This window comes from Acinetobacter geminorum, assembly GCF_013009345.1.
GTDB lineage: Bacteria > Pseudomonadota > Gammaproteobacteria > Pseudomonadales > Moraxellaceae > Acinetobacter > Acinetobacter geminorum.
The window spans coordinates 181,624-204,450 of sequence record NZ_JABELE010000005.1 but is presented as its reverse complement, the minus strand read 5'-3'; the positions used below and the strand labels follow the sequence as shown (position 1 = coordinate 204,450).

The window sequence follows — 22,827 nt, the reverse complement described above, 5'->3', positions numbered from 1 at the left end:
GTGCTTATCAAATATGTCACCAAAATAAGCCGATAATTCGGGTTATGGAAATATCGGCTTAAGCGGGATTCGGGTTATATAAGGCTCTTCACCAAAAATTTTAAAATTTCTAATGATAATTCTATTTAGTTTAATCATTCTGTTTCTCCCCAAATTAAGTTAATATTTTCGAGTATATTTTCATCATTCCATTCAGTGGAGGAATCTAATAGTTTCTTATAAATTTTATGATGAGAAATACTTAACGAATTTTGGATCTCTAGTTCTAAGTCATCAAGTTGTTTTTCTTTAGGGATATAGGTTATAAAGGGTAGTTTTAAAATTATTTTTAAGATTAAAGAGTAATAATCTTTTTTGTTTTCTTGGTTTTCTTTAAAGCTTAAAAAGTCTAGTCCATCTTTAGCATTTATGATTTTACTTATAGTTTCATTAGTTAAATCAACTATACTTCTCTCAAAAAGATAACTGTTGAGGGAATTTAACTCCTCTTCAGTATAAGTAATAACATTCTTTTTAAAATTGAATGGATCTTCTTCAAGAGAGTAAATAGTAGTACGCTCAATTTTTGAATATTCTTGGCAAATAATTAATGTGCTATTTTTTTTAAAAGTAGGAGGAACTATTCCAGAGTTTAAAATTTCTTCATATAATATTTCTGCTTTTTCAGTAAGAATATCTAAAGCATCCGAATCGGATTGTGTTTTTGATTGTAATGTAATGAAGAATTCATCTTTATAAGCATGAGGATGAGACTGAAATAAATTAATGAAATAGTTAGTTAATGAACTTTCTACTTCAATAATTTTATAATTGTTATTAATGAGTACTTGGTTGATAATATTAATCATTATGGCAAATTATCCTTTGCAATGTTAATTGGTAAAAGATTTATGATATCTAGAACCTCATCTCTTCGTGGCCGATTTTCGGAAGGGTTGATCAATGGAGCTTCTGTATGCATTAGTTCTAAAGGAGAAATTTTATATGTTAAATCACCATTATAAATAATATTTTCTATTTCAAAGAGAATTTCATTCATATTTGGATTTTCTATAATTTTTCTTGCTATATTTTTAGGTCTAAATCCTAAAGGAATTGCTGAGGGAAGGTAATGTTGATAAGGTGGTAACTCTGTTCTATAGATAAATCTGTACCTTGTTTTATCCTGTAGCTTATATTTAAAGTTGATTTGATGTAAGATTCTAATAAGTACATTTCGGATACTATTAAAATCTGTATCGAATGCATTATCTGTATTATTACTTTTATCTAAGTAGCAATGCGGTGAAAAAGCTTGATAATATGACCATAAATCAGTTGAAGGAAGTGATAGAAGTAAATTGCGTGCCTTTAATAGACTGCAATTTGATTCATCCTCAGGAAGTGGATAATCATCTTCATCACTAATATATTCTTCTATTTGTTGAGCAAATTTTAATTTAAATCTATAAGCTAAGTAATCATGCCCAATATCCTCATGATCGAAATTTAATGCAATTTTGATCTCCTCGAAAGAAATGGATTTTTCTTCTTCGCTACTTTTCTTATGTCTTTCTATAATATGCTCATCAATTTTTCCGAGAAAGAATCGGAAAGCCTTTTCGATTTGTTCTTCTGTACTAGGTATTTTTCTTTTATCAAAGGCTAACTTAATTTCTGCTTTAATCTTATTGTTGATTTCTTCTAAATCACAAAAGTTTTTTCCATCTGGGTAAGTAAAAGCCCTTAAACGCGTTAAGCAATTTTTATCATTTGATAATATTGCTTTCAATATATCTTGTAGCTCTATTAGGGTTTTAGAAGGATAGGCCTGTTTAATTATTGAGGCCAATTTTGGAATTTTTGTATTTTCTGATGATGCATATTCTAGAATAGATACTTCCCCTTTTTTTTTATTTGTATGATCTTCTAGAATTTTTTTTAAATCAGTTTTAATAGAGTCAATTAAACTTGTATGTTTACTTTTAAAATTTATATTTAGCCAAGTATGAATATAGCCTTTAACTTCTGTCGACTTATATAGTTCTAATAGTAGACTTATTAATGCATTAGAATATTTGCTAAACGATTGTGAGTTATAAGCTTTTACTTGATGATAGGATATAGAGATCCCATTATGAATAATTTCAAAGTCTTCAGTCGCTTCTAATAATAGTTTATAATTTAAAAAATTTGTATCAAGAGGGGCCTCATTAATTTTTTTTAGTACATAATAGATAGCGACTTTTCCTTGATAATTAAAGCCACTCCATGAGGAAGAAGCATCATAATCTGCCATTGAAACCCCTAATGTTTCTTGTTGAAAGTGAATTTCTTATCCACTAACTTTTGTATTAGAAATGTATTCTTTTTATAATAGCTTAGTTTCGCCTCTTTAAAAAGCCTATATTTCATACCTCATATACATGAAAGGTTTATAATAAAACATTCGGTTATCAAATTTTCATTTCCTAGTACCTATATGCTAATTAGGTGAAAAACACTTTTTGGTACCCTTGAAGGTCCCTTTTATAAAATATTTTTTTAATAATTTTTATTTATCAAATATTTATTTTAAAGCACGAGTCCGACCCTCGGGATCAAATACTCATTTCATAATTTCTTAAGCTCTATCCACTTTTTATACCTAACAAAAACCCCTAAGCCGTTAGCTTAGGGGTTTTTGTAGAATCTTACGATTCTGAATATGGTCCGAGGGTCGGACTCGAATTTCTAGCTATAAATTTAGAGCTTATAAAAATCTTTCATTTTTTTAGCTCAAGAAGTTCTTGTTTAAATACCAAACACGTTTGATAAAAGCGGAACTGAGTAAGAATCTAACCTCGTGCTCAAAATAATATTTTTTGACCATCTTTTACGAGTATTCTGAACTCGCATTTCTAACATCTTACAACTCTTTACCTTCAAAAATTGTTGTATTTTCCTCAAGCATACCCACTTTATGTATCTGAAAACCTTTAATTGAAACTTCACATTTCTATTTTGAAAAGAACGTTGCTCTTTTAATGTACTGTGTTAAAGTTTGTAGTAGATCATAATGATTATAAGTACATTTTTTAAGAGCGGTTCCGACCAAAAACGACAAAATCTGTGAGGCGGGCAATGACATTCCAACATTTAGAACTAAATCAGGTTGAGCAGTTAAGTGCTTGTAGGATATCTCTGTTGCTTGGATTAAACGCCGAGCAGAACTACATCGAGCAATTTTTCCGGTTTAGTCTTCGTCTTTTGAGTTGTAAAAAAGCCTTATTGACTTTTAATCAGGAACCCTACTTTTGGCACCGTTGCCCTGAAGGCATGACGGCAATCTCGTTTAAACCATCAAAGCATTTAAAACAGTGCTTCGCCAAACAACAGACCATTAATCACTTACATCCTTCATATCAAAATTTAATCAACTATTTAAAAGAATTAAATATTGAGTGCAGGAGGGCATTGGCTGTGCATCTTCTACACCCTGATAAAACCTCTATGGGTTTTGCTGTCTTTTTCGATGATGATGCGTCAACGTTTGAAGATGATGATATTCAATTGTTGCTCGATTATTGTTCTAGTTTTATGCAACAAGTCGAGTTGAAGTTTAACTACGAAGAGTTAAATGAATTATACGAGCAACAAGTGGCACTTAATTCGAGTAAAACAAAATTTTTCTCGATTATTTCGCATGACCTACGTGCGCCTTTTCATGGATTGCTCGGATTTTCTGAGGTACTCGCTAAAGAGCGTGAAACTTTAGATGAATCTAGTATTCAAAATATTGCAGACTATTTATATGACACCTCACAGTCGACCTATAACTTGCTTGAAAGCTTACTAACATGGGCAATGGCTGAGGGCGGGCGTTTTGTTTATCACCCAATTAATTTTAAGCTTAGACAAGTCAGCAATATCGTTTGCGATGTACTGCACACATTAGCTTTAAAGAAAAATATTGAACTGGTGAATGGTGTTCCGGATGATTTAAACATCTACGCCGATATCAATATGATGACCTCTGTAATTCAAAACTTGGTGTCAAATGCGCTGAAATTTACCGATGTTGATGGATCAGGCAAAGTCTTTATTGAAGCTCAACAAGCGGATACAAATGTAGAAATTACTGTTCGAGACACAGGTCTAGGCATGACCGAACAACAAATGGCAAATTTATTCCATCCACGTATTACTGCTAGCTTTAAAGGCACTGCAGGGGAAAAAGGTGCTGGTTTGGGTTTGAGTCTTTGCAAGCGTTTTGTCGAGATTAATCAGGGGCAAATTACTGTTGATTCTAAAGAAGGGGTAGGAACGACATTTAAAGTTCTATTACCTTCAGCTCAAGAAAGTCATGAAGTACATACCGAACATCATTCTTCATCAGAAGTAAAATTAGTCTAATCCCTTTTCCTACCACTACTCGAACTGCTATAACTAAAAACAGAGTACGAGGAAAAGAGCTTTTTATATGAATGCGGAGCAGTTACAAAAAACATTGCGTGCCAGTCAGTACGCAGAACAAGTTTTAGGTTTGCATCAAGCTGTTTTAGAACAAGATTATCAAATAGATCAATTTACTGCACCGCTCTCGACCGAACAGATTTACCAATTTATACAGACCACGCTAGATGGGATTGCTGATGAAACGCTTTGGATGCGCGGAATGCGCATTTTACGTAGCCGTTTAATGTTCCGCTGGATTTGGCAGGATGCCAATCAGCTGACTGATGTTGTCACACTCACTCGTGAACTTTCTGATTTTGCCGATGCCAGTATTTGTGCAGCAAAAGATTTTGCGCGTGTAGCACTTGTGGCGAAACACGGTGAACCTGTGAGTTACTCTGGCAAAGTTCAAGATTTGATTGTTGTTGCCATGGGTAAGCTTGGTGCTCAAGAGCTTAACTTATCAAGTGATATCGACTTAATTTTTGCCTTTGATGAGCAAGGTGAAACCAACGGTCGCAAATGTATTGATGTACAGCAGTTCTGTATTTTATGGGGACAAAAACTCATTTATTTGCTTGAACATATTACTGCCGATGGTTTTGTATTTCGAGTTGATATGCGCTTGCGTCCTTGGGGAGACGGTTCGGCACTAGCGATTAGTCATGCAGCTTTAGAAAAATATTTAAGTCAACATGGCCGTGAGTGGGAACGTTATGCATGGATTAAAGCGCGCGTTGTCACTGGGGGAAAAGAAGGACAAGACTTATTGGAAATGACACGTCCTTTTGTATTCCGCCGTTATGTCGATTACACCGCTTTTGCTGCCATGCGTGATATGAAAGCGATGATTGAGCGCGAAGTCTTACGTCGTCATATTGAGGATGATATTAAACTCGGAGCGGGTGGTATTCGTGAAATTGAGTTTATTGTTCAGGTCTTTCAGCTTATTTATGGCGGGTCTAAACGTGAGTTACAAGACCGTCAATGTTTAGTTAGTCTTGAGCACATTGGGGAAGCTGGCTTATTAGAAAAACAAGCTGTATTAGAACTTGAAGATGCTTACCTATTTTTACGCCGTGTTGAACATGCAATTCAAGCGCTCAACGATCAGCAAACCCAATTATTACCAGAAGAATTGGACTTAAGACAACGCATTATAGATACCTTAGCTTTCACTAGCTGGAAGGAGTTTCTTGATGTTCTTAATGAGAAACGTCAAAAAGTAAAAGTTCAATTTAAGCAGCTCATTGAAGATACCAACTCTAATGCAGCAACTGAAAATTTTGGGCAGTTAGAGCAGCAGTTAGATGAAGTGCTGGATGACAATGCGAAAAATCTAATTCATGAGTTCTGGCATGGTCACGCACTTAAAAAACTCCCTTCAAATGCTGTGCAGCGTTTAAAAACATTTTGGCCTCATTTGATTGAAGCGATCTTACAATCAGAACAACCACAAACTGCACTGTTGCGCTTAATGCCACTGATTGAATCAGTCATGCGTCGAACCGTGTATTTGGTGATGTTGATTGAAAGTAAAGGCGCATTGCAACGCTTAGTTAAAATGGCGACGGTGAGTCCGTGGATTTGTGAAGAGCTAACGCAATATCCAGTACTGCTTGATGAGTTCTTATCGATGGATTTCGAATTGCCAAAACGTAAGGACTTAGAAGACTCACTACGTCAGCAGTTGCTCCGTATTGAGATTGATCAGGTCGAAGATCAGATGCGAGTACTTCGCCTCTTTAAAAAGAGCAATGTGTTAACTGTTGCTGCAAGTGATGTCTTAGCTGAAAGCCCATTAATGAAAGTATCTGATGCATTGACTGATATTGCTGAAGTCAGTGTAAACGCAACGCTTAATTTAGCTTATCAGACCGTAGCAAAGCGTCATGGTTATCCATGTGATGTCGATGGGAAACGCTGCTCTCTCGACTATAAAGCTTTTGCTGTCATTGGGTATGGCAAAGTGGGGGGGATTGAACTGGGCTATGGTTCTGACTTAGACCTTGTCTTTATTCACTATCTAGATGAACAAGCTGATACGGATGGAACCAAGTCAATTAGTGGCTTTGAATTTGCGATGCGTGTTGCTCAAAAATTTATGTCTTTGATGACTACGCAAACGCTAGATGGTCGTGTCTATGAAATTGATACACGCTTAAGACCTTCAGGTGAGGCAGGTTTATTGGTAACGAGTCTGAAAGCCTATGAACACTATCAGTTGAAAAGTGCATGGCTTTGGGAGCATCAGGCATTAGTTCGAGCACGCTCTATTGCTGGCGATGAAGCGCTCTGCCAGAAATTTGAAATATTTCGCCGTGAGATATTGACTCAGTCTAGAGATGAGGCTTATGTTCGTGAAGAAGTGTTGAAAATGCGTCAGAAAATGAAAGACCACCTAGGTTCGTCTTCTGAACAAAAAAAACATGGTATTTTTCATTTAAAACAGGACGCAGGTGGTATCGTCGATATCGAATTTATGGCACAGTATGCTGTACTTGCATGGAGCGGGACGAAACCCGATCTCGCCCATTATTCTGATAATGTAAGAATATTAGAAGATGCTGCTAAAGCAGACTGCTTATCCAGTGAAGATGCCACAGCATTAATTCGAGCCTATCTTAGTGAACGTGCCGAAAGCCACCGCTTAGCCCTTGCAAATCAATCCATGCAAGTTAGCGCAGCGGACTGGCGTAGTACCCGTGCGGTCGTTTGCAATTTATGGCAAAGATTAATAGACCCAACCGCTTCGGTTGAGTTGGATAGTGAATGATTTTATAACAATTTGGAGTGTTCCATGAATTTGGCTGATCGTGATGGTTTTATTTGGCAAGATGGAAAATTAATTGATTGGCGTGATGCAAAGATTCACGTTTTAACCCATACATTACACTACAGTATGGGCGTATTTGAGGGTGTTCGTGCTTATGAAACTCCTAAAGGTACAGCGATTTTCCGTCTTCAAGACCACACAAAACGTTTGTTAAATTCAGCAAAAATTTATCAAATGAAAGTGCCTTATGATCAAGCAACGCTTGAACAAGCACAAATCGATGTTGTTCGTGAAAATAAATTAGCTTCTTGCTATTTACGTCCACTGATCTGGATCGGTTCAGAGAAACTAGGTATTGCAGCAACAAATAACACCATTCATGCCGCTGTTGCTGCATGGGCGTGGGGTGCATACCTTGGTGATGAAGCGATGGCTAAAGGTATTCGCGTTAAAACTTCATCATTTACTCACCATCATCCAAACGTGACGATGTGTAAAGCAAAAGCATCTGGTAACTACACGTTGTCAATCCTTGCTCACCAAGAAGTTGCACATTCTGGTTACGATGAAGCAATGTTAATGGACCCACAAGGTTATGTATGCCAAGGTTCAGGTGAAAACGTATTCTTGATTAAAGATGGCGTTTTACACACTCCAGATATCGCTGGTGGTGCGCTTGATGGTATTACACGTCAAACTGTAATGACAATCGCTAGAGATCTTGGTTACCAAGTTGTTGAGCGCCGTATTACACGTGACGAATTCTATATTGCAGACGAAGCATTCTTCACAGGTACTGCTGCTGAAGTAACACCAATTCGTGAATACGATGACCGTCAAATCGGTTCGGGTACTCGTGGCCCAATTACTACTGAAATCCAAAAAACTTACTTTGATGCGGTTCAAGGTAGAAATCCGAAATATGAACACTGGTTAACTTACGTAAAATAAGTTAATCCGTTAACATAAAAAGGCGAACATAAGTTTCGCCTTTTTATTTTTTGGCTTAGGGAGCTTCTATGCATATTGTCTATGTGTCTGATGGAAAGGCAGGACACCGCTCACAAGCATTAGGCTTGTTTCAGGCGATGCAAAGACAACAGGCAGATATAACTTTTGAAGAGATCCTCATTTCTGATTTACCTATTATTTCTTTAATTCAGGTACTTTTCTCTTCAAAAAACTCCTTATTTCAACAAGCCCCCGATTTTATATTTGGAGTGGGCAGTCACACTCATTTTCGGGTCTGGTTACTCGGTAAAATTTTTAGAAAAGCTAAAACTATTATTTTGATGAAGCCTAACTTACCTGTGGTTTGTTTTGATTATGCTGTTATTCCAGAACATGATGGCATCCATGCCGATAGCCATGTGATTGTCACGCGTGGTGCACTTAATCCAATTCGTAATGAAAACCGCCATCAAACAGCCAGAATTTTAATAGCCTTAGGTGGCTCATCTAAACGACATCAATGGAACCAAGATAAAGTATTAAGCAGTGTTCAAAAAATTGTTGAGAATAATCCAGACGCTGAAATTATTCTGACTACTTCACGTCGAACACCAGCAGAGTTTATTGATATTTTAAGACAACAAAGTTTTGCCCCGCATTTACAAATATTTCCGGTTGAGCAAACACCTCAGGGCTGGATTTTTGAAGAGATGCAAAAAGCAGAAGCTGTATGGGTAACAGAAGATAGCGTTTCTATGGTTTTTGAAGCACTTACTGCGGGTTGTCGCGTAGGGGTCATAGCAATCGATCGGTTGAAAGAGGATAGAATTACGCACTCGATTGATCAAATGATAGAATCACAACTAATTTCACAGAATACTTGTGTCGTACAGTTGCCACAACCTTATGCTTTTAAAGAAGCAGACCGTGTGGCAACATATCTTTTAGCGAAATAATGAGTTTGGCATTGTGTTTTATATCCTGATTTTACTGGTCTTGCTTATTGTGTTATTTAGCTATAAGTATGCGTGGTGGAAGCCAGCAGTGGATTGGAATCGACCACGTGTTTTGATGTACCACATGGTGAGAGATCATATTGATGGTGCCAAATTTAATAAGCTTCGAGTAAAGCCAATTGAGTTTGAGAAGCAAGTTGCATGGATGAAATCACAAGGTTTTCATTTTGTAACCATGCAAGAGCTACAAGAAAATTGGGGTAAACATCCTGCTAAAACAGTTGCAATCACTTTTGATGACGGGTATTTGGATAACTTGCAAAATGCTTATCCAGTTTTAGAAAAATATCGGGCAAAAGCTACAATTTATGTTGTGGTAGATCGGCATGACCGAGATTGGTCAACTTATAAAAAAGAGCACCACAATAGTGGTGAGTTAATGCGTGAACCAAAGCTGAATGATTTAGAGGTTAAACAACTTGTAGAAAGTGGGCTTATTGAAATTGGTTCGCATACATTAACGCATGCTAATTTAAATAAACTGGATGATGAAAGTTGTTTAAAAGAATTAACAGAGTCAAAGCAACAGTTAGAGGAATTAACAGGCCGTGCTGTAACAAGTTTTGCTTATCCATTCGGTATTTATTCTGATCGAGATGTCAAATACGTTCAACAAGCAGGATATCTTAATGCGGTAACCACAAGTGAAGGTATCGATGGTATCCAGCCTGATTTTATGCAGTTGCAGCGTATTAAGATTAGTGGGAAAGATTCTTTATTTGCAGTCAAGCTGCGTTTAAAACTGGGTAAACGTAGTTAATTGGAGAAAGTATGCATATTTGTATTGTAATGGCTGGAGATGAGGAAGGTGGATTGGAAAAACATGTTGTAGAGCTAGCACATGGTCTACAACAGAATGGTCACACTGTCACTTTCATTGCAAATGAAAAATATCGTGATCGTTTACGTACTGACTTTATCGCTGTTGATTTGAGTAAAAGTAGACGTAATCCATTTGTTCTATATCAGTTATATAAAGCAATTCATAGTTTGGATATAGATATTGTTCATGTGCATGGCAATAAAGCTGCTGCAATGGTGGCTTCAATTATGCCTTTTTTACAAGTACATTCGGTCGCTACCTTACATAGTCGTAAGAAAAATACAAGAATGTTTAAAAACTATGAGGCTGTGATTACAGTTAGCCCAAATGCGGCGGAAATTTTAGACCATCCGAATAAGGTAGTCGTTTTAAATGGTATAGAACCTCCTGTAACTACTTTTTCAATTGATAAACATCAACCACCTATTGTTTTGGCTGTAGGTAGATTAGTACCAGTAAAAGGGTTTGATATTCTTATTGAAGCTTGGAAGGGGATTTCAGAAGCAGAATTATGGATTGTAGGTGATGGTTTTGAGCATGAAAAACTTCAAAGTTTGATTGCTACTCATCAGTTGCAAAATCAGATTAAATTATTGGGGCATAGAACGGATATCTTTCAGTTGTTACAGCAAGCAAGTTTATTTGTTATGTCATCTCATTATGAGGGATGTCCATATACGATGATAGAGGCATTACTTTGTCATGTTCCTATGGTTTCTACCGCGGTTGGTGCGATGACAATGGTTTTACCTGAGCAATATTTGTGTCCGCCTAATGATGTTGTCGCTTTACATCAGTTACTTAACGACACATTACTTCGTTTGCCAGATGTTCAGCAAGATTTTGAGCCTGTTTTCCAATTTGCCCACCAAAACTTGGTTTTGGATGGAATGATTGAAAACACGGTGCAGGTTTATAGGTCATTGCTTACATCACAGGACAATAAATGATGATAGATGAAAAGCCTTATATTGTTGCTTTGACCGATGGTAAGGCTGGGCATGAGACTCAGACACAAGGCATCATTCAACTTTTAAACCAAACTCAGGCATATCGTGTGGAGTGGTTGAGTTTAAAGCTACCAAACAAATGGGTTTATCGTATTTTAAAGTGGTTGACTAAGTTTGTTAGAAATACGCAATGGCTGAGCTATTTTTTTGATGCCGATACGATAAAACAATTAGACCAGATACAAGTTGATTATATTGTGTCTGCAGGAGGTAATACATTACTCCCCAATCTTTTATTAAAACAATATCTACAACCAAAAAGATCTGTTAAAAATTTGGTTGCAAGTTCTTTAAGAGGAATAAGCTCAGATTTTTTTGATGTCGTTTTTACTATCCATGAGCATCAGGCGGGATTGGCAAATTACCTTTATTATCCTATTGCACCCAATAAAATGAGTGCTTTACCTTTAACTCGTGAACAGGCACGTGAGCATTTGTACATTAATGATAATGAGCAGGTGATTACAGTACTCATAGGTGCAAACACGAAAACTGTTCATATTGGTAATGCCACACAATGGGCAAAGATTTTAACGGAAATTCGTTTGCAATATCCAATGGCGAGGTTATTGCTGACGACATCTCGTAGGACATCTGTTGAGTTTGAGAAGGAATTATGTCAACTCTGCGAACAAAATGGGGTTTTTCAGTCAAATGATCAGCAGACTTGGGTTGCTCAGGGACAAAGCTGTGATATTAAAGATTATATTAAAGCGGCAAACTGGATATTGAGTAGCCCTGATTCGACTTCAATGGTGGCTGAGGTTGTTATGTCCGGCAGTAAGTTACTTGTACTTTATGATGAGTCGGCAGTACAAGATGATCATATTAGGCAGCAACTTAAATTCTTAGCCGAGCAGCATTGGTTGTTTTTGCTTAATCCTCAACAAGCACCCCAGTTTTCACATATTGTTCAAGGTTTAAGTGTTCAGAATCATACTGAAGAAATGACAAAAAAGTTAAATCAGCCTTTAGCTATGAGATAAGTCAAAGTTCAAATTAATCTGATGATTGTTGTTAAAGCGAAAAGGCTTTATCTACTGAAGGCTAAATTAAACAAAAAATAAATGATAAAATCTGATGCTAAGAATGCGGAGTTAAATGATTTATTATGAAGTTCTTAGTTACAGGTGGTGCTGGTTTTATTGGTTCAGCAGTTATCCGCCATATTATTCAAAATACTGAACATGAAGTATTAAATGTAGATAAACTTACTTATGCGGGGAACTTAGAATCATTAATTTCTGTGTCAGATAATCCACGTTATCAGTTTTCACAGACAGACATATGTGACCGTGCTGCTTTGGATAAATTGTTTGAAAGTTTCCAACCCGATGCGGTTATGCATTTAGCAGCAGAGTCACATGTAGATCGTTCAATTACAGGTCCTTATGCTTTTATCGAAACTAACATTATTGGTACTTATCAGTTGTTAGAAGCTAGCTGTGCATATTGGTTAAGTTTAGATAATGAAAAGAAAGCAGCGTTCCGCTTCCATCATATTTCAACTGATGAAGTATATGGTGATCTAGAAGGTACCACAGACTTATTTACTGAAACGACATCATATTCGCCAAGTTCACCGTATTCAGCGAGCAAAGCAAGTTCAGATCATCTGGTTCGTGCGTGGAACAGAACTTACGGTTTGCCTGTACTCGTGACGAATTGTTCTAACAACTATGGTCCATTCCATTTTCCCGAAAAACTTATTCCACTCATGATTTTAAATGCTTTACAAGGCAAAGTCTTACCAGTATATGGCAATGGTCAGCAAATTCGTGACTGGTTGTTTGTAGAAGACCATGCTCGTGCATTATTTATGGTAGTCACACAGGGTATTGTTGGTGAAACGTATAATATTGGTGGCCATAATGAAAAAGCTAACCTCGATGTCGTTCATGCGATTTGTAGTTTGCTCGAAGAACTTGCACCGAATAAACCGAATGGCGTTGCACAATATAAAGATCTAATAACTTACGTTAAAGATCGTCCTGGCCATGATGTTCGTTATGCAATTGACGCAACAAAAATTAAAAATGATTTAGGTTGGGTTCCACAAGAGTCATTTGAAACAGGTCTACGTAAAACAGTTGAATGGTATTTAAACAATACAGAGTGGGTTGAACACGTTCAAAGCGGTGAATACCAATCTTGGGTAAACAAGCAGTATCAAGGATAATTATGAAAATCTTATTGCTTGGAAAAAATGGACAAGTAGGGTGGGAACTACAACGTGCTCTTTCCCCTTTGGGTGAGTTAATTGGATTAGATCGATATGGGCAAGATAGTTTGTCTGGAGATATGACACAACCACAGGCGATTTTTGATACCATTTTAAGTGTGAAACCTAATGTTGTGGTCAATGCATCTGCATATACAGCAGTCGATTTGGCTGAGACAGAGCAAGAGCTGGCTGATATTGTCAATCATCAAGCAGTAAAATCTGTGGCTCAAGCATGTCAAAAAGTTAATGCTTTATTGATACATTACTCAACAGATTACGTATTTGACGGTACGGGAACATTACCTTTCGTAGAAACTGATGTAATTACGCCATTGAATGTTTATGGTAAAACTAAAGCATTGGGTGAGCTGGCTATTGTTGAGAGTGGATGTCAGTATCTTATTTTTAGAACATCGTGGGTGTATGGCACCAAAGGCAAAAATTTTTTAAAAACAATGTTGAATTTGGCTCAGCAGCGTGAAGAACTTTCAATTATTGATGATCAAGTAGGGGCACCGACTTCTGCTGAATTGATTGCCGACATCACTGCTCATGCTATTCATCAAGCGAGAACTGATACAAATAAAAGCGGTATTTATCACCTTGTTGCAAGTGGTGAAACCTCTTGGTTTGGCTATGCAAGCTATGTGTTTGAACACGCACGTTCATTGGGGCAAGAGTTGGCGATACAAAAGGTTAATCCAATTCCAACAGCGGTTTACCCAACACCAGCAGCACGACCACACAATTCACGATTAAATAATCAGAAAATACAGCAAGCTTTCGGACTGACTCTGCCAGTTTGGCAAGAAGGTGTGAAACGAACATTAGCGGAGTTATTAACTAAATGAGTTTAAAACGTAAAGGTATTATTTTAGCAGGTGGGTCTGGTACACGATTACATCCGATTACCAAAGGTGTGTCGAAACAACTTTTACCGATTTACGATAAACCAATGGTTTACTATCCGCTGTCTGTATTAATGCTTGCAGGGATACGTGAAATTTTATTGATTTCAACTCCAGAAGACTTACCACAGTATGAAAAGTTGTTGGGTGATGGTTCACAATTTGGTATAGAGCTTACTTATAAAATACAACCGTCTCCAGATGGTTTGGCGCAAGCATTCTTGATTGGAGAAGAGTTTATTGGTCAAGACAATGTATGCTTAATCTTGGGTGATAATATTTATTATGGTCAGAGTTTTGGTAAACAATTAGAAGCAGCAGGTAATCGTGAGTATGGTGCAACTGTATTTGGTTATCATGTTACAGATCCAGAGCGTTTTGGGGTGGTAGAATTTGACCCATCTGGAAAAGTGTTGAGTATTGAAGAAAAACCATCGAAACCAAAATCACCTTATGCTGTGACAGGTTTGTATTTTTACGATAACCGTGTTGTTGAATTTGCCAAACAAGTAAAGCCATCAGCTCGCGGAGAGCTGGAAATTACAGACATCAATAATGCTTATCTTAAAGATGGTTCACTTAATGTAGAGCTTCTAGGTCGGGGCTTTGCTTGGTTAGATACAGGTACCCATGAGTCACTTTTAGAGGCAGGTCACTTTATTTATACCATAGAAAAACGACAATCATTAAAAGTTGCATGTTTAGAGGAAATTGGTTTCCATCAAGGCTGGATTAGTAAAGAACAACTTTTGGAAAGTGCTGAGGCGTTGCAAAAAACGGAATATGGTCAATATCTGAAAAAAATATGGGAAGAATCAAATGCGGGTTGAAACGACTAAAATAGAGGGGCTTTTGATTCTACATCCAAATGTGTTTGGTGATGACCGTGGCTGGTTTATGGAAAGCTTTAATCAACAACGTTTTGGACAGATGCTGGAAGAACAAGGCTTAACTATACCGACGTTTGTACAAGACAATCACTCTCTATCTCAAAAAGGGGTGTTACGTGGTTTACATTATCAAAATGCGCCATATGCACAAGGTAAACTAGTCCGTGTAGTACAAGGGCGTGTTTGGGATGTCGCTGTAGATATTCGCCCAGACTCAAAAACCTATGGTGAATGGGTTGGACTAGAACTTAGTGCAGAGAACAAAACGATGTTTTGGATACCTGAAGGTTTTGCACATGGTTTTATCGCACTCGAAGACAATACGCAGTTTTTGTATAAAACCACTAATTACTATAATAAAGAAAGTGAAGGTGCGATCATTTGGAATGATCCGACACTTGCGATTGACTGGCCTGTAGATGAGGTTGGTGAGGTGTTGGTGAGTGACAAAGACCAAATTGCTGATACATTTAAAGCATAATAAAAAGAGGAGTTAATCTCCTCTTTTTATTTAGGTTGTTTTAATAGCATCTTGTATGGTGCAACCAAGCAGATTGATAAAATGAATTGAACAAGTAATTTTAGTATATAAAAAGGGATGATATAGAAGGGTAAAGTATGAAGTGCTATTACACTTGTGGGAATAATTCGGTCATAGTATCGACGACGGATAGCTAAAGATGCATTTTTTCTTAATTCTATAGATAAGCTTTTTTGATTGATACAATAAGCTCTATTCGCTTCAGGGTGTGTTTTACTATAGTCTTTTAAAAATTGTGACATGCTTTGACGAAATAAAATCACTTGTCGTCTCACTTCAAAGTGATCTTTTTTCTTTTTGGCTTGGGCAATAACGCTGGTGTCGTGGTAACGGAAATAGTTTAAGCACTCAGCTGTAAAGAAAATATCACCTTGGGAGACAATTTTTGCCCAAATTTCCCAGTCACCGATAAAGCGTAAACTTGGATTGGCGCCCCCAACATCGAAATACGTCTGCTTTTTGAAAACTACACCGCTGGCATTTGGAATGGTATTTTGTGCATTTAGAAATCTTTCGATGTACTCAAGACCAGTCATTTTAAAATCATTTTTGAATAATTCTGAGTCAACATTGTCTGTAAAATCTTTCCATGTCCCTGTAACTTTGCCGTGTGCATTCATACGGTAAGACTGACTGTAGGCAAGAACCAGTTTTGAGTTTTTTTCAAAATGAGGTACTAATTTTTCTAAAAATTTTGCATCCGCGACATCATCAGACTCAGCAATCCAGATCAAATCTCCTCTTGCCAAATGCATTCCTTTATTCCATTGGCAAAAGGTTGAGCCTGAGTTTTGTTCATTAATAATACAGTGTGAAACCTTAGGGTGGTTTTTATATTTTTCTAAAATTTCTGCACTATGGTCTGGGGAAAGATCATCTAAAAGAATCACTTCAAATTGCGAATAGCTTTGATTAAGAATGCTCTCAATTCTGTCTTCTAAATATTGCGCGTGGTTATAACTTGGTACAATAACACTAACAAACACGGGGGGGGGAGACCTATAAAAAGTTAAAATACAAGAATTAAGTTTGAAACAGTGCGTCAACAATGGTCTCTAACCTATTTTTATAAGTATGACTCTGTTGAACTTTATACATGGCTGCTTCAACACTCATTATTGAGTCTTTCAGTTTTATTTGCAATTCTTGTGGATTCGTGAATGAAATTATTTCATTTTTTATATCAAAAACATAGTTTAGGTCTTCAACATATTCACTTACTAAAATACAACCACAAGCAGGAGCTTCAAAACAACGCATATTCATGCCTTGGCGAATATTCTTCTTATTAATGACATTTAAGATATAGCGATGCTTTCTGTAGAGTTCAGCAACTTCAGTCAAAGGAATATTGTGAGGATGAACAATGCTATTTGCTTTGCTGAGTTTATCCCAACCCTTGCCATAAACTGTGATTGGAAGTGGAATTTGCTCAATAAGCTCTTGTCGGTCTGGAGACCATGCCCCTACAAATAAAAGGCGATCTTTTTTTTGTTCGTTGTTAGGAAAGAATACTTCAGGATTGTAAGCAAGGGGAAGATAAATAGAATGTTCGAGCCCCATTGTTTTGGCATCCTCAATGAAACTTGAGTCGGTAAAACAATATAGATCGATGATGTTCTTAGACTTTAATAATCGTTCATCGAAAAAGTCTCCAATCCAATGCGCCTTTTTACATGGAAAGTTCGCTAGAACTTGGAGTAGATCGTCATTAAAATAAAAAAGATCGGCAATTAAAATTAAATCGGGTTGAAAGGTTTGTAGTTTTTTATGGAGTAGGTTTGCTGTATATATATCTTTGTTTGGCAAAATTTTTTTTAGAAATCGCTCAGTGACATTATTGTGATTTAAGGCAAAACCTTGAATGTCATAATTTGGGCTTTGGTGGGCAGCAGCAAGAATATTTTCGTACCATTGCAATATGCCGCCACGTTTGCCAATGATGAGTAATTTCTTTTGCATTACTCTTTATCCGCATTTCCTTTTAGAACCATATAAATTAGTGCAACAAAAATCAGTAAAGCACCAACCAAGCTACTTGCACAGAAAAATAAAATACGTTGATTTGTAGTCATGTTAAATAATTCATTTGCAAGAATATAGCGCATGAAAAACCATTGTGCGAGGGAGAATACAATCACGACTAAAGCATGTCGACGTACATCAGGGCGCATAGCCATAAAGCTGACCTCTTAATTGAAAGCAGCTTATTATGCCACTGACCTGCTTTTTCGCAAAGCATAGCTTAGGTAAGTCGAATATATAGCTGAAATTTCCCATTAAAAAAACCCCGCATAAGCAGGGTTTTTTAATTTGAAAATCTAAAAATTATTTAGATTCTTCAGCTTTTGGCTTTTCACGTAAGCGGATGCCCAAGTCACGAAGCTGGTTTGCTTCAACAGGGGCAGGTGCTTGAGTAAGTGGACATTCAGCAGTCTTAGTTTTCGGGAACGCAATAACGTCACGAATTGAAGTCGCGCCAGTCATAAGCATCACTAAACGGTCAAGACCAAATGCCAAACCACCGTGAGGAGGAGCACCATAACGAAGTGCGTTAAGCAAGAAGCTGAATTTCTCTTCTGCTTCTTCATCAGAAATACCAAGCGCTTCAAAAATCGCTTTTTGCATTTCTAATGTGTAAATACGAAGAGAACCACCACCAACTTCAGTACCGTTCAATACCATGTCGTAAGCAACAGAAAGTGCTTCACCTGGATTGCTCTTCACGTCTTCTACGCTAGATTTAGGTAGAGTGAATGGGTGGTGAACAGAAGTCCATTTACCATCGTCAGTTTCTTCAAACATTGGGAAGTCAACAACCCAAAGTGGAGCCCACTCACAAGTTGAAAGGTTCAAGTCGTGACCAATCTTGACACGAAGCGCACCCATTGCATCATTTACAACTTTAGCTTTATCAGCACCGAAGAATACGATATCGCCATCTTGTGCGCCAACACGTTCCAACAGTTCAAGTACAATCGGTTCAATGAATTTCACGATTGGAGATTGAAGACCTTCAATTCCTTTAGAGAGTTCATTAACTTTAATATACGCTAAACCTTTAGCACCATAGATGCCAACGAATTTGGTGTATTCATCGATTGCACTACGTGGCAATGAAGCTGCACCAGGAACACGTAAAGCAACAATACGACCTTTAGGATCTTTTGCAGGACCAGCAAATACTTTGAACTCTACTTCTTGCATTAAGTCTGCAACGTCAACGAGTTTCAACGGAATACGCAAATCTGGTTTGTCAGATGCATAGTCACGCATTGCTTCGCTATATGGCATACGGCGGAATTTTTCAAATTTTACGCCAAGCAAGTCGTTAAATAGTTTAACAGTCATGCCTTCCATCAAATCCATGATTTCATCGTCATTTAAGAACGATGTTTCAATGTCGATTTGAGTAAATTCTGGCTGACGGTCAGCACGTAAGTCTTCATCACGGAAACATTTCGCGATTTGGTAGTAACGATCGATACCACCAACCATCAATAATTGTTTAAACAATTGTGGTGATTGTGGAAGTGCGTAGAAGCTACCATTTTGTACACGACTTGGTACTAAATAATCACGTGCGCCTTCAGGAGTTGCACGAGTTAAAATCGGAGTTTCAACGTCTAAGAAACCGTGATCGTCTAAATAATTACGGATCAAGTTAGTTACTTTAGAACGGAAACGTAAGCGATCTAACATTTCTGGACGACGGATGTCCAAGAAACGATATTTTAAACGGTGTTCTTCTGACACGTTGATGGTGTCATCATTTAACGGAAATGGCGGAGTTTCAGAAGCAGCAAGAACTTCGATTTCTTTGCCTAAAACTTCGATTTGACCACTCACCATATTTGGGTTTTCAGTACCTTCATAACGGCGACGAACACGACCTGTAATTTTTAATACATATTCAGAACGTGCTTTATCTGCAGTTGCAAATGCTTCTGGAGTATCTGGGTCAATAACCACTTGAACGAGACCATCACGATCACGCATATCAAGGAAAATAACACCGCCATGGTCACGGCGACGATGTACCCAACCGCATAGTGTAACGGTCTGGTCGATTTGGGCTTCAGTTAAAGAGCCACAGTAATGAGTTCGCATCATGATGAAGATTATCCAAACTATATTGGCTGAAAGGACGGATGCGTAAACCGCGCACCGTCAAAAAAGTAAGTTTTCGATTATGCCTTGTTGGATGGTTTGTCACAAGAACTAGATCAAAAAACCGCAGAAATTAAGCTGAAAATGAGCAATTTGGCAGCGATTTTAGTTATTCATCCCATTCTTTGTTGTCGATCTAAAACCAAGAATAGTAAGCATCCTAAGCTAAAGGTACTTAACCAACCTTGCATAAATTCATTAATAGAACGACCAGTGAAATAATAGGTATCAGCATGCCAAACTTCATGAGGAATGGAGCGGGCATAATCCCAAAAAGAAAATAGGCCTAACAATGTAGATAAAATCAACAGACACCATGCAAAAATTTTAATTTTATAGTTTACTTTCCAGTGTTGTTTATAGCGCTGATAATAGTGAATACACATCCAAACAATAAAAGGTAAAGCAAGAGCAGAGGAGCCTAACTGCAAAAGACGATGTAAGGGGTATGGGTGTCCCAAAAGATGAACTGTGGTCGCTAATACACCTTTAAATACAAAAGTCCGAAAGTCTGAGTGTGTTAGACCATCCCATATTAAATGTGTTGCAATTCCTAAAGTAAGTGCGAGTAATGTTCCAACCAAAAATAAAAAAATACGTTTTAAAGAGTTGAGGCCAAGATCATGCTGAATGCCGAAAAAACGGTAAATTACAGGTCGATATAGAAAGTACCAAATAGCACAAAAAATAAGGCCTAAGGTAAGGTTAGGATAAATCAGGCCTTTCCATTGATGTGTCAACATACCTGATTGCATTGTAAATAAGCGGTAAAGATCGGGTGTCATACTTCCAATTGCTAGAGCTGCAACTGGTAAAGTGTTTCGGCTAAGCTTTGAAAGAGGAAGCGCTATAACGGCATGAGAGATTGTAAAAGGCATTATAAAACAGAGATTACTCACATCATTTAATTGCCAGTCTAACGAATCATCTGATTAGAAATGTTTTTTATTGCAAAAAGACTGAAATGTTATAATATAACAAAACAAAGGCGTAGCGATCAGAGAATCACCTCATGTTGTTCCATAAAAATATTTTGACCTTATCCATTTTAGCTGTCATATCCGTACCTTCGTTTGCAGCAGAAAGTGAAAATGTTGAAAAGCTAGAAACCATCCGAATTAAGGCTCATCCACTTGAGCAAACTTCACAAGATTTTGCTGTAGCGGATACTGTTGTTGATCAAAAGCATCTGTCGCAAGGCGCTGCTACCATTGGGGATGCACTCAGTAGTGAAGTCGGAATTTACGCGAATCAGTTTGGGGCAGGTTCAAGTCGTCCAGTCATCCGTGGACAAGATGGACCACGCGTTAAAGTACTTCAAAATTCATCAGAAAATATTGATGTCTCGACGTTGTCTCCTGACCACGCCGTCACTGTAGATCCTGTGCTTGCGAAACAAGTCGAAGTAATTCGCGGCCCTTCAACTTTACTGTTTGGTGCGGGGACTGTCGGAGGTTTAGTCAACGTTATTGATAACAAGATCCCTACGCAAATGCCTGAAAACGGTTATGAAGGACAAGTTGGCTTACGTTACAACACTGGAAGTGATGAAAAACTGGCGAGCGCTGGCCTAACTGTTGGCTTGGGCAGCCAAGTTGCTTTACGTGTTGAGGGGTTAACTCGTGATGCGAATAATTATATTGCGCCCAATTATATTCATGAAGGTGAAAAAGAGCGCCGTGTAGACAATACTTTTGCGCAGGGTGACTCAGTTAACGTTGGTTTGTCTTGGATTTATGACCGTGGCTATACAGGTATTTCTTATAGCAACCGCAGAGACCAGTATGGCTTACCAGGCCATAGCCATGAATATGAAAATTGTAAGGCTCATCTAGGCGGAAGACCACATTTGCATTGTGACGAACATGAGCATGAACATGAAGATGGTGAAGAGGCTCACGCCCATGAAGAACATGAACACGAACATGGCGGCCCATGGATTGATTTAAAGTCTGAGCGTTATGATTTTAAAACCGAGTTAAATGAGCCATTTGCAGGCTTCCAAAAGTTACGTGCACAAGCAAGCTATACAGACTATCAACATGACGAAATTGAAGAAGGCACAATTGCGACTCGATTCCAAAACAAAGGTTATGATGGACGCATTGAGTTAGTACATAACCCGATTGCAAGTTGGGAAGGGGTAATTGGCGCACAGTTAGGTCAACAGAAATTGGATTTAACTGGCGAAGAAGCATTTATGGCTCCGACCACTACCAAAAAGTGGAGCGTATTTGCTTTAGAACATAAACAATGGAAAGATGTACATTTTGAGCTTTCTGCCCGTGCAGATCAGCAAGAAATTGATGTAGACGATAATTCTAAACAGGATTTTGATGGTTCGGCATTCTCATACGCAGGTGCTGCGAATTGGGAGTTTACACCGAACTATAAACTGTCTTTTGTCGCTTCACATCAGGAACGTTTACCTTTAGCTCAAGAGTTATATGCAAATGGTGGACATTTTGCGACGAATACTTATGAGTTAGGAAATGATCAACTCAGTAAGGAAAAATCGAATAATGTTGAGTTAGGTTTGCATTTTGATAATGACAAACTCGATTATCATCTTCATGTTTACCATAACTGGTTTGATGACTACATCTATGCGCAAACCCTTGATCGTTATAAAGACTTCCGTTTAGTTCAATACACTCAAGATAAAGCTCGTTTCTATGGTGCAGAGGGTGAAATTGGTTATCAAATTACCCCAATGTACAAGATCAGTGCTTTTGGTGACTATGTACGTGGTAAAATTGATGCAGAGGGTAACGCTCCACGTATTCCAGCGGGACGTTTAGGTACTAAAGTTGATGCAGACTTTGGCGATGGTTTTAGTGGTTCTGCCGAGTACTATCATGTCTTTAACCAAGATAAGATCGCAGCTTACGAGACTGAAACTGAAGGCTATAACATGCTTAATCTTGGCGTGGCATACTCTGGACAATATGGTGCAAAAACAAATTATCGTGTTTATATGAAAGCAAATAACTTGTTAGATGACACGGTTTATCAACATGCTTCATTCTTATCAAATATTCCACAAGTTGGACGTAATTTTACTGTGGGTGTTGATTTTAGTTTCTAAGGCTTTAACACGAA

At 37.7% G+C, this 22,827-nt stretch carries 19 protein-coding genes; 12 read left to right on the top strand and 7 right to left on the bottom strand.

Annotated elements, in window-relative coordinates; all coding sequences use genetic code 11:
• Positions 1-134: 134 nt before the first annotated feature.
• The gene (locus tag HJG58_RS06820; protein ID WP_170248356.1) at positions 135-848 is read right to left on the bottom strand and encodes an ABC-three component system middle component 1; all 714 of its coding nucleotides are present in this window, start codon (positions 846-848) and stop codon (positions 135-137) included.
• The gene (locus tag HJG58_RS06815; RefSeq protein ID WP_170248355.1) at positions 848-2,278 is read right to left on the bottom strand and encodes an ABC-three component system protein; all 1,431 of its coding nucleotides are present in this window, start codon (positions 2,276-2,278) and stop codon (positions 848-850) included. Before HJG58_RS06815 ends, HJG58_RS06820 begins: the two co-directional genes overlap by 1 nt.
• Positions 2,279-3,102: 824 nt before the next feature.
• Between HJG58_RS06815 and HJG58_RS06810 the strand changes: the two genes are divergently transcribed.
• The 11 genes from HJG58_RS06810 (at position 3,103) to rfbC (ending at position 15,495) form a co-directional block, all read left to right on the top strand.
• Positions 3,103-4,374: a sensor histidine kinase gene (locus tag HJG58_RS06810; RefSeq protein ID WP_170248354.1), complete on the top strand. Its 1,272-nt coding sequence runs from the start codon at positions 3,103-3,105 to the stop codon at positions 4,372-4,374.
• Between the two features lie 67 nt (positions 4,375-4,441).
• Positions 4,442-7,192, top strand: a complete 2,751-nt coding sequence (gene glnE, locus HJG58_RS06805; RefSeq protein WP_170248353.1) for a bifunctional [glutamate--ammonia ligase]-adenylyl-L-tyrosine phosphorylase/[glutamate--ammonia-ligase] adenylyltransferase — start codon at positions 4,442-4,444, stop codon at positions 7,190-7,192.
• Positions 7,193-7,216: 24 nt separating this feature from the next.
• Positions 7,217-8,143, top strand: coding sequence for a branched-chain amino acid transaminase (locus HJG58_RS06800; protein ID WP_086265231.1), 927 nt, complete (start codon positions 7,217-7,219; stop codon positions 8,141-8,143).
• Between the two features lie 68 nt (positions 8,144-8,211).
• Positions 8,212-9,099 carry a mitochondrial fission ELM1 family protein gene (locus HJG58_RS06795; protein ID WP_170248352.1) on the top strand — a complete coding sequence of 296 codons (888 nt, stop codon included), beginning with the start codon at positions 8,212-8,214 and terminating at the stop codon, positions 9,097-9,099.
• Between the two features lie 13 nt (positions 9,100-9,112).
• A complete protein-coding gene (locus HJG58_RS06790) occupies positions 9,113-9,919 on the top strand; it encodes a polysaccharide deacetylase family protein (RefSeq protein WP_170248351.1) in 807 nt (268 codons plus the stop codon).
• A gap of 11 nt (positions 9,920-9,930) precedes the next feature.
• A complete protein-coding gene (locus HJG58_RS06785) occupies positions 9,931-10,932 on the top strand; it encodes a glycosyltransferase (RefSeq protein ID WP_170248350.1) in 1,002 nt (333 codons plus the stop codon).
• Positions 10,932-11,978: an ELM1/GtrOC1 family putative glycosyltransferase gene (locus HJG58_RS06780; RefSeq protein ID WP_170248349.1), complete on the top strand. Its 1,047-nt coding sequence runs from the start codon at positions 10,932-10,934 to the stop codon at positions 11,976-11,978. The genes HJG58_RS06785 and HJG58_RS06780 overlap by 1 nt, the downstream gene beginning before the upstream one ends.
• A gap of 125 nt (positions 11,979-12,103) precedes the next feature.
• Positions 12,104-13,171, top strand: a complete 1,068-nt coding sequence (gene rfbB / locus HJG58_RS06775) for a dTDP-glucose 4,6-dehydratase (protein WP_170248348.1) — start codon at positions 12,104-12,106, stop codon at positions 13,169-13,171.
• A 2-nt stretch (positions 13,172-13,173) separates the two neighbouring features.
• Complete coding sequence (rfbD, locus tag HJG58_RS06770; protein ID WP_170248347.1) at positions 13,174-14,067, top strand: dTDP-4-dehydrorhamnose reductase; 894 nt, start codon at positions 13,174-13,176, stop codon at positions 14,065-14,067.
• Positions 14,064-14,954: a glucose-1-phosphate thymidylyltransferase RfbA gene (gene rfbA, locus HJG58_RS06765; RefSeq protein WP_170248346.1), complete on the top strand. Its 891-nt coding sequence runs from the start codon at positions 14,064-14,066 to the stop codon at positions 14,952-14,954. Before rfbD ends, rfbA begins: the two co-directional genes overlap by 4 nt.
• Positions 14,944-15,495, top strand: a complete 552-nt coding sequence (gene rfbC / locus HJG58_RS06760) for a dTDP-4-dehydrorhamnose 3,5-epimerase (protein ID WP_170248345.1) — start codon at positions 14,944-14,946, stop codon at positions 15,493-15,495. The genes rfbA and rfbC overlap by 11 nt, the downstream gene beginning before the upstream one ends.
• 26 nt (positions 15,496-15,521) lie before the next feature.
• On the opposite strand, the gene HJG58_RS06755 is transcribed toward rfbC, so the two are convergent.
• From HJG58_RS06755 to HJG58_RS06735, 5 genes are all read right to left on the bottom strand, one after another.
• The gene (locus HJG58_RS06755; protein ID WP_170248344.1) at positions 15,522-16,541 is read right to left on the bottom strand and encodes a glycosyltransferase; all 1,020 of its coding nucleotides are present in this window, start codon (positions 16,539-16,541) and stop codon (positions 15,522-15,524) included.
• 37 nt (positions 16,542-16,578) lie between these two features.
• The gene (locus HJG58_RS06750) at positions 16,579-17,517 is read right to left on the bottom strand and encodes a CgeB family protein (protein WP_170248343.1); all 939 of its coding nucleotides are present in this window, start codon (positions 17,515-17,517) and stop codon (positions 16,579-16,581) included.
• Positions 17,517-17,735, bottom strand: coding sequence for a hypothetical protein (locus HJG58_RS06745; protein WP_170248342.1), 219 nt, complete (start codon positions 17,733-17,735; stop codon positions 17,517-17,519). Before HJG58_RS06745 ends, HJG58_RS06750 begins: the two co-directional genes overlap by 1 nt.
• A gap of 148 nt (positions 17,736-17,883) precedes the next feature.
• Complete coding sequence (gene aspS / locus HJG58_RS06740; protein ID WP_170248341.1) at positions 17,884-19,668, bottom strand: aspartate--tRNA ligase; 1,785 nt, start codon at positions 19,666-19,668, stop codon at positions 17,884-17,886.
• 170 nt (positions 19,669-19,838) lie between these two features.
• Positions 19,839-20,603, bottom strand: a complete 765-nt coding sequence (locus HJG58_RS06735) for a DUF4184 family protein (RefSeq protein WP_170248340.1) — start codon at positions 20,601-20,603, stop codon at positions 19,839-19,841.
• A 134-nt stretch (positions 20,604-20,737) separates the two neighbouring features.
• Here HJG58_RS06735 and znuD point away from each other — a divergent pair, with 134 nt between their 5' ends.
• Positions 20,738-22,813, top strand: a complete 2,076-nt coding sequence (gene znuD / locus HJG58_RS06730; protein ID WP_170248339.1) for a zinc piracy TonB-dependent receptor ZnuD — start codon at positions 20,738-20,740, stop codon at positions 22,811-22,813.
• Positions 22,814-22,827 lie beyond the last annotated feature (14 nt).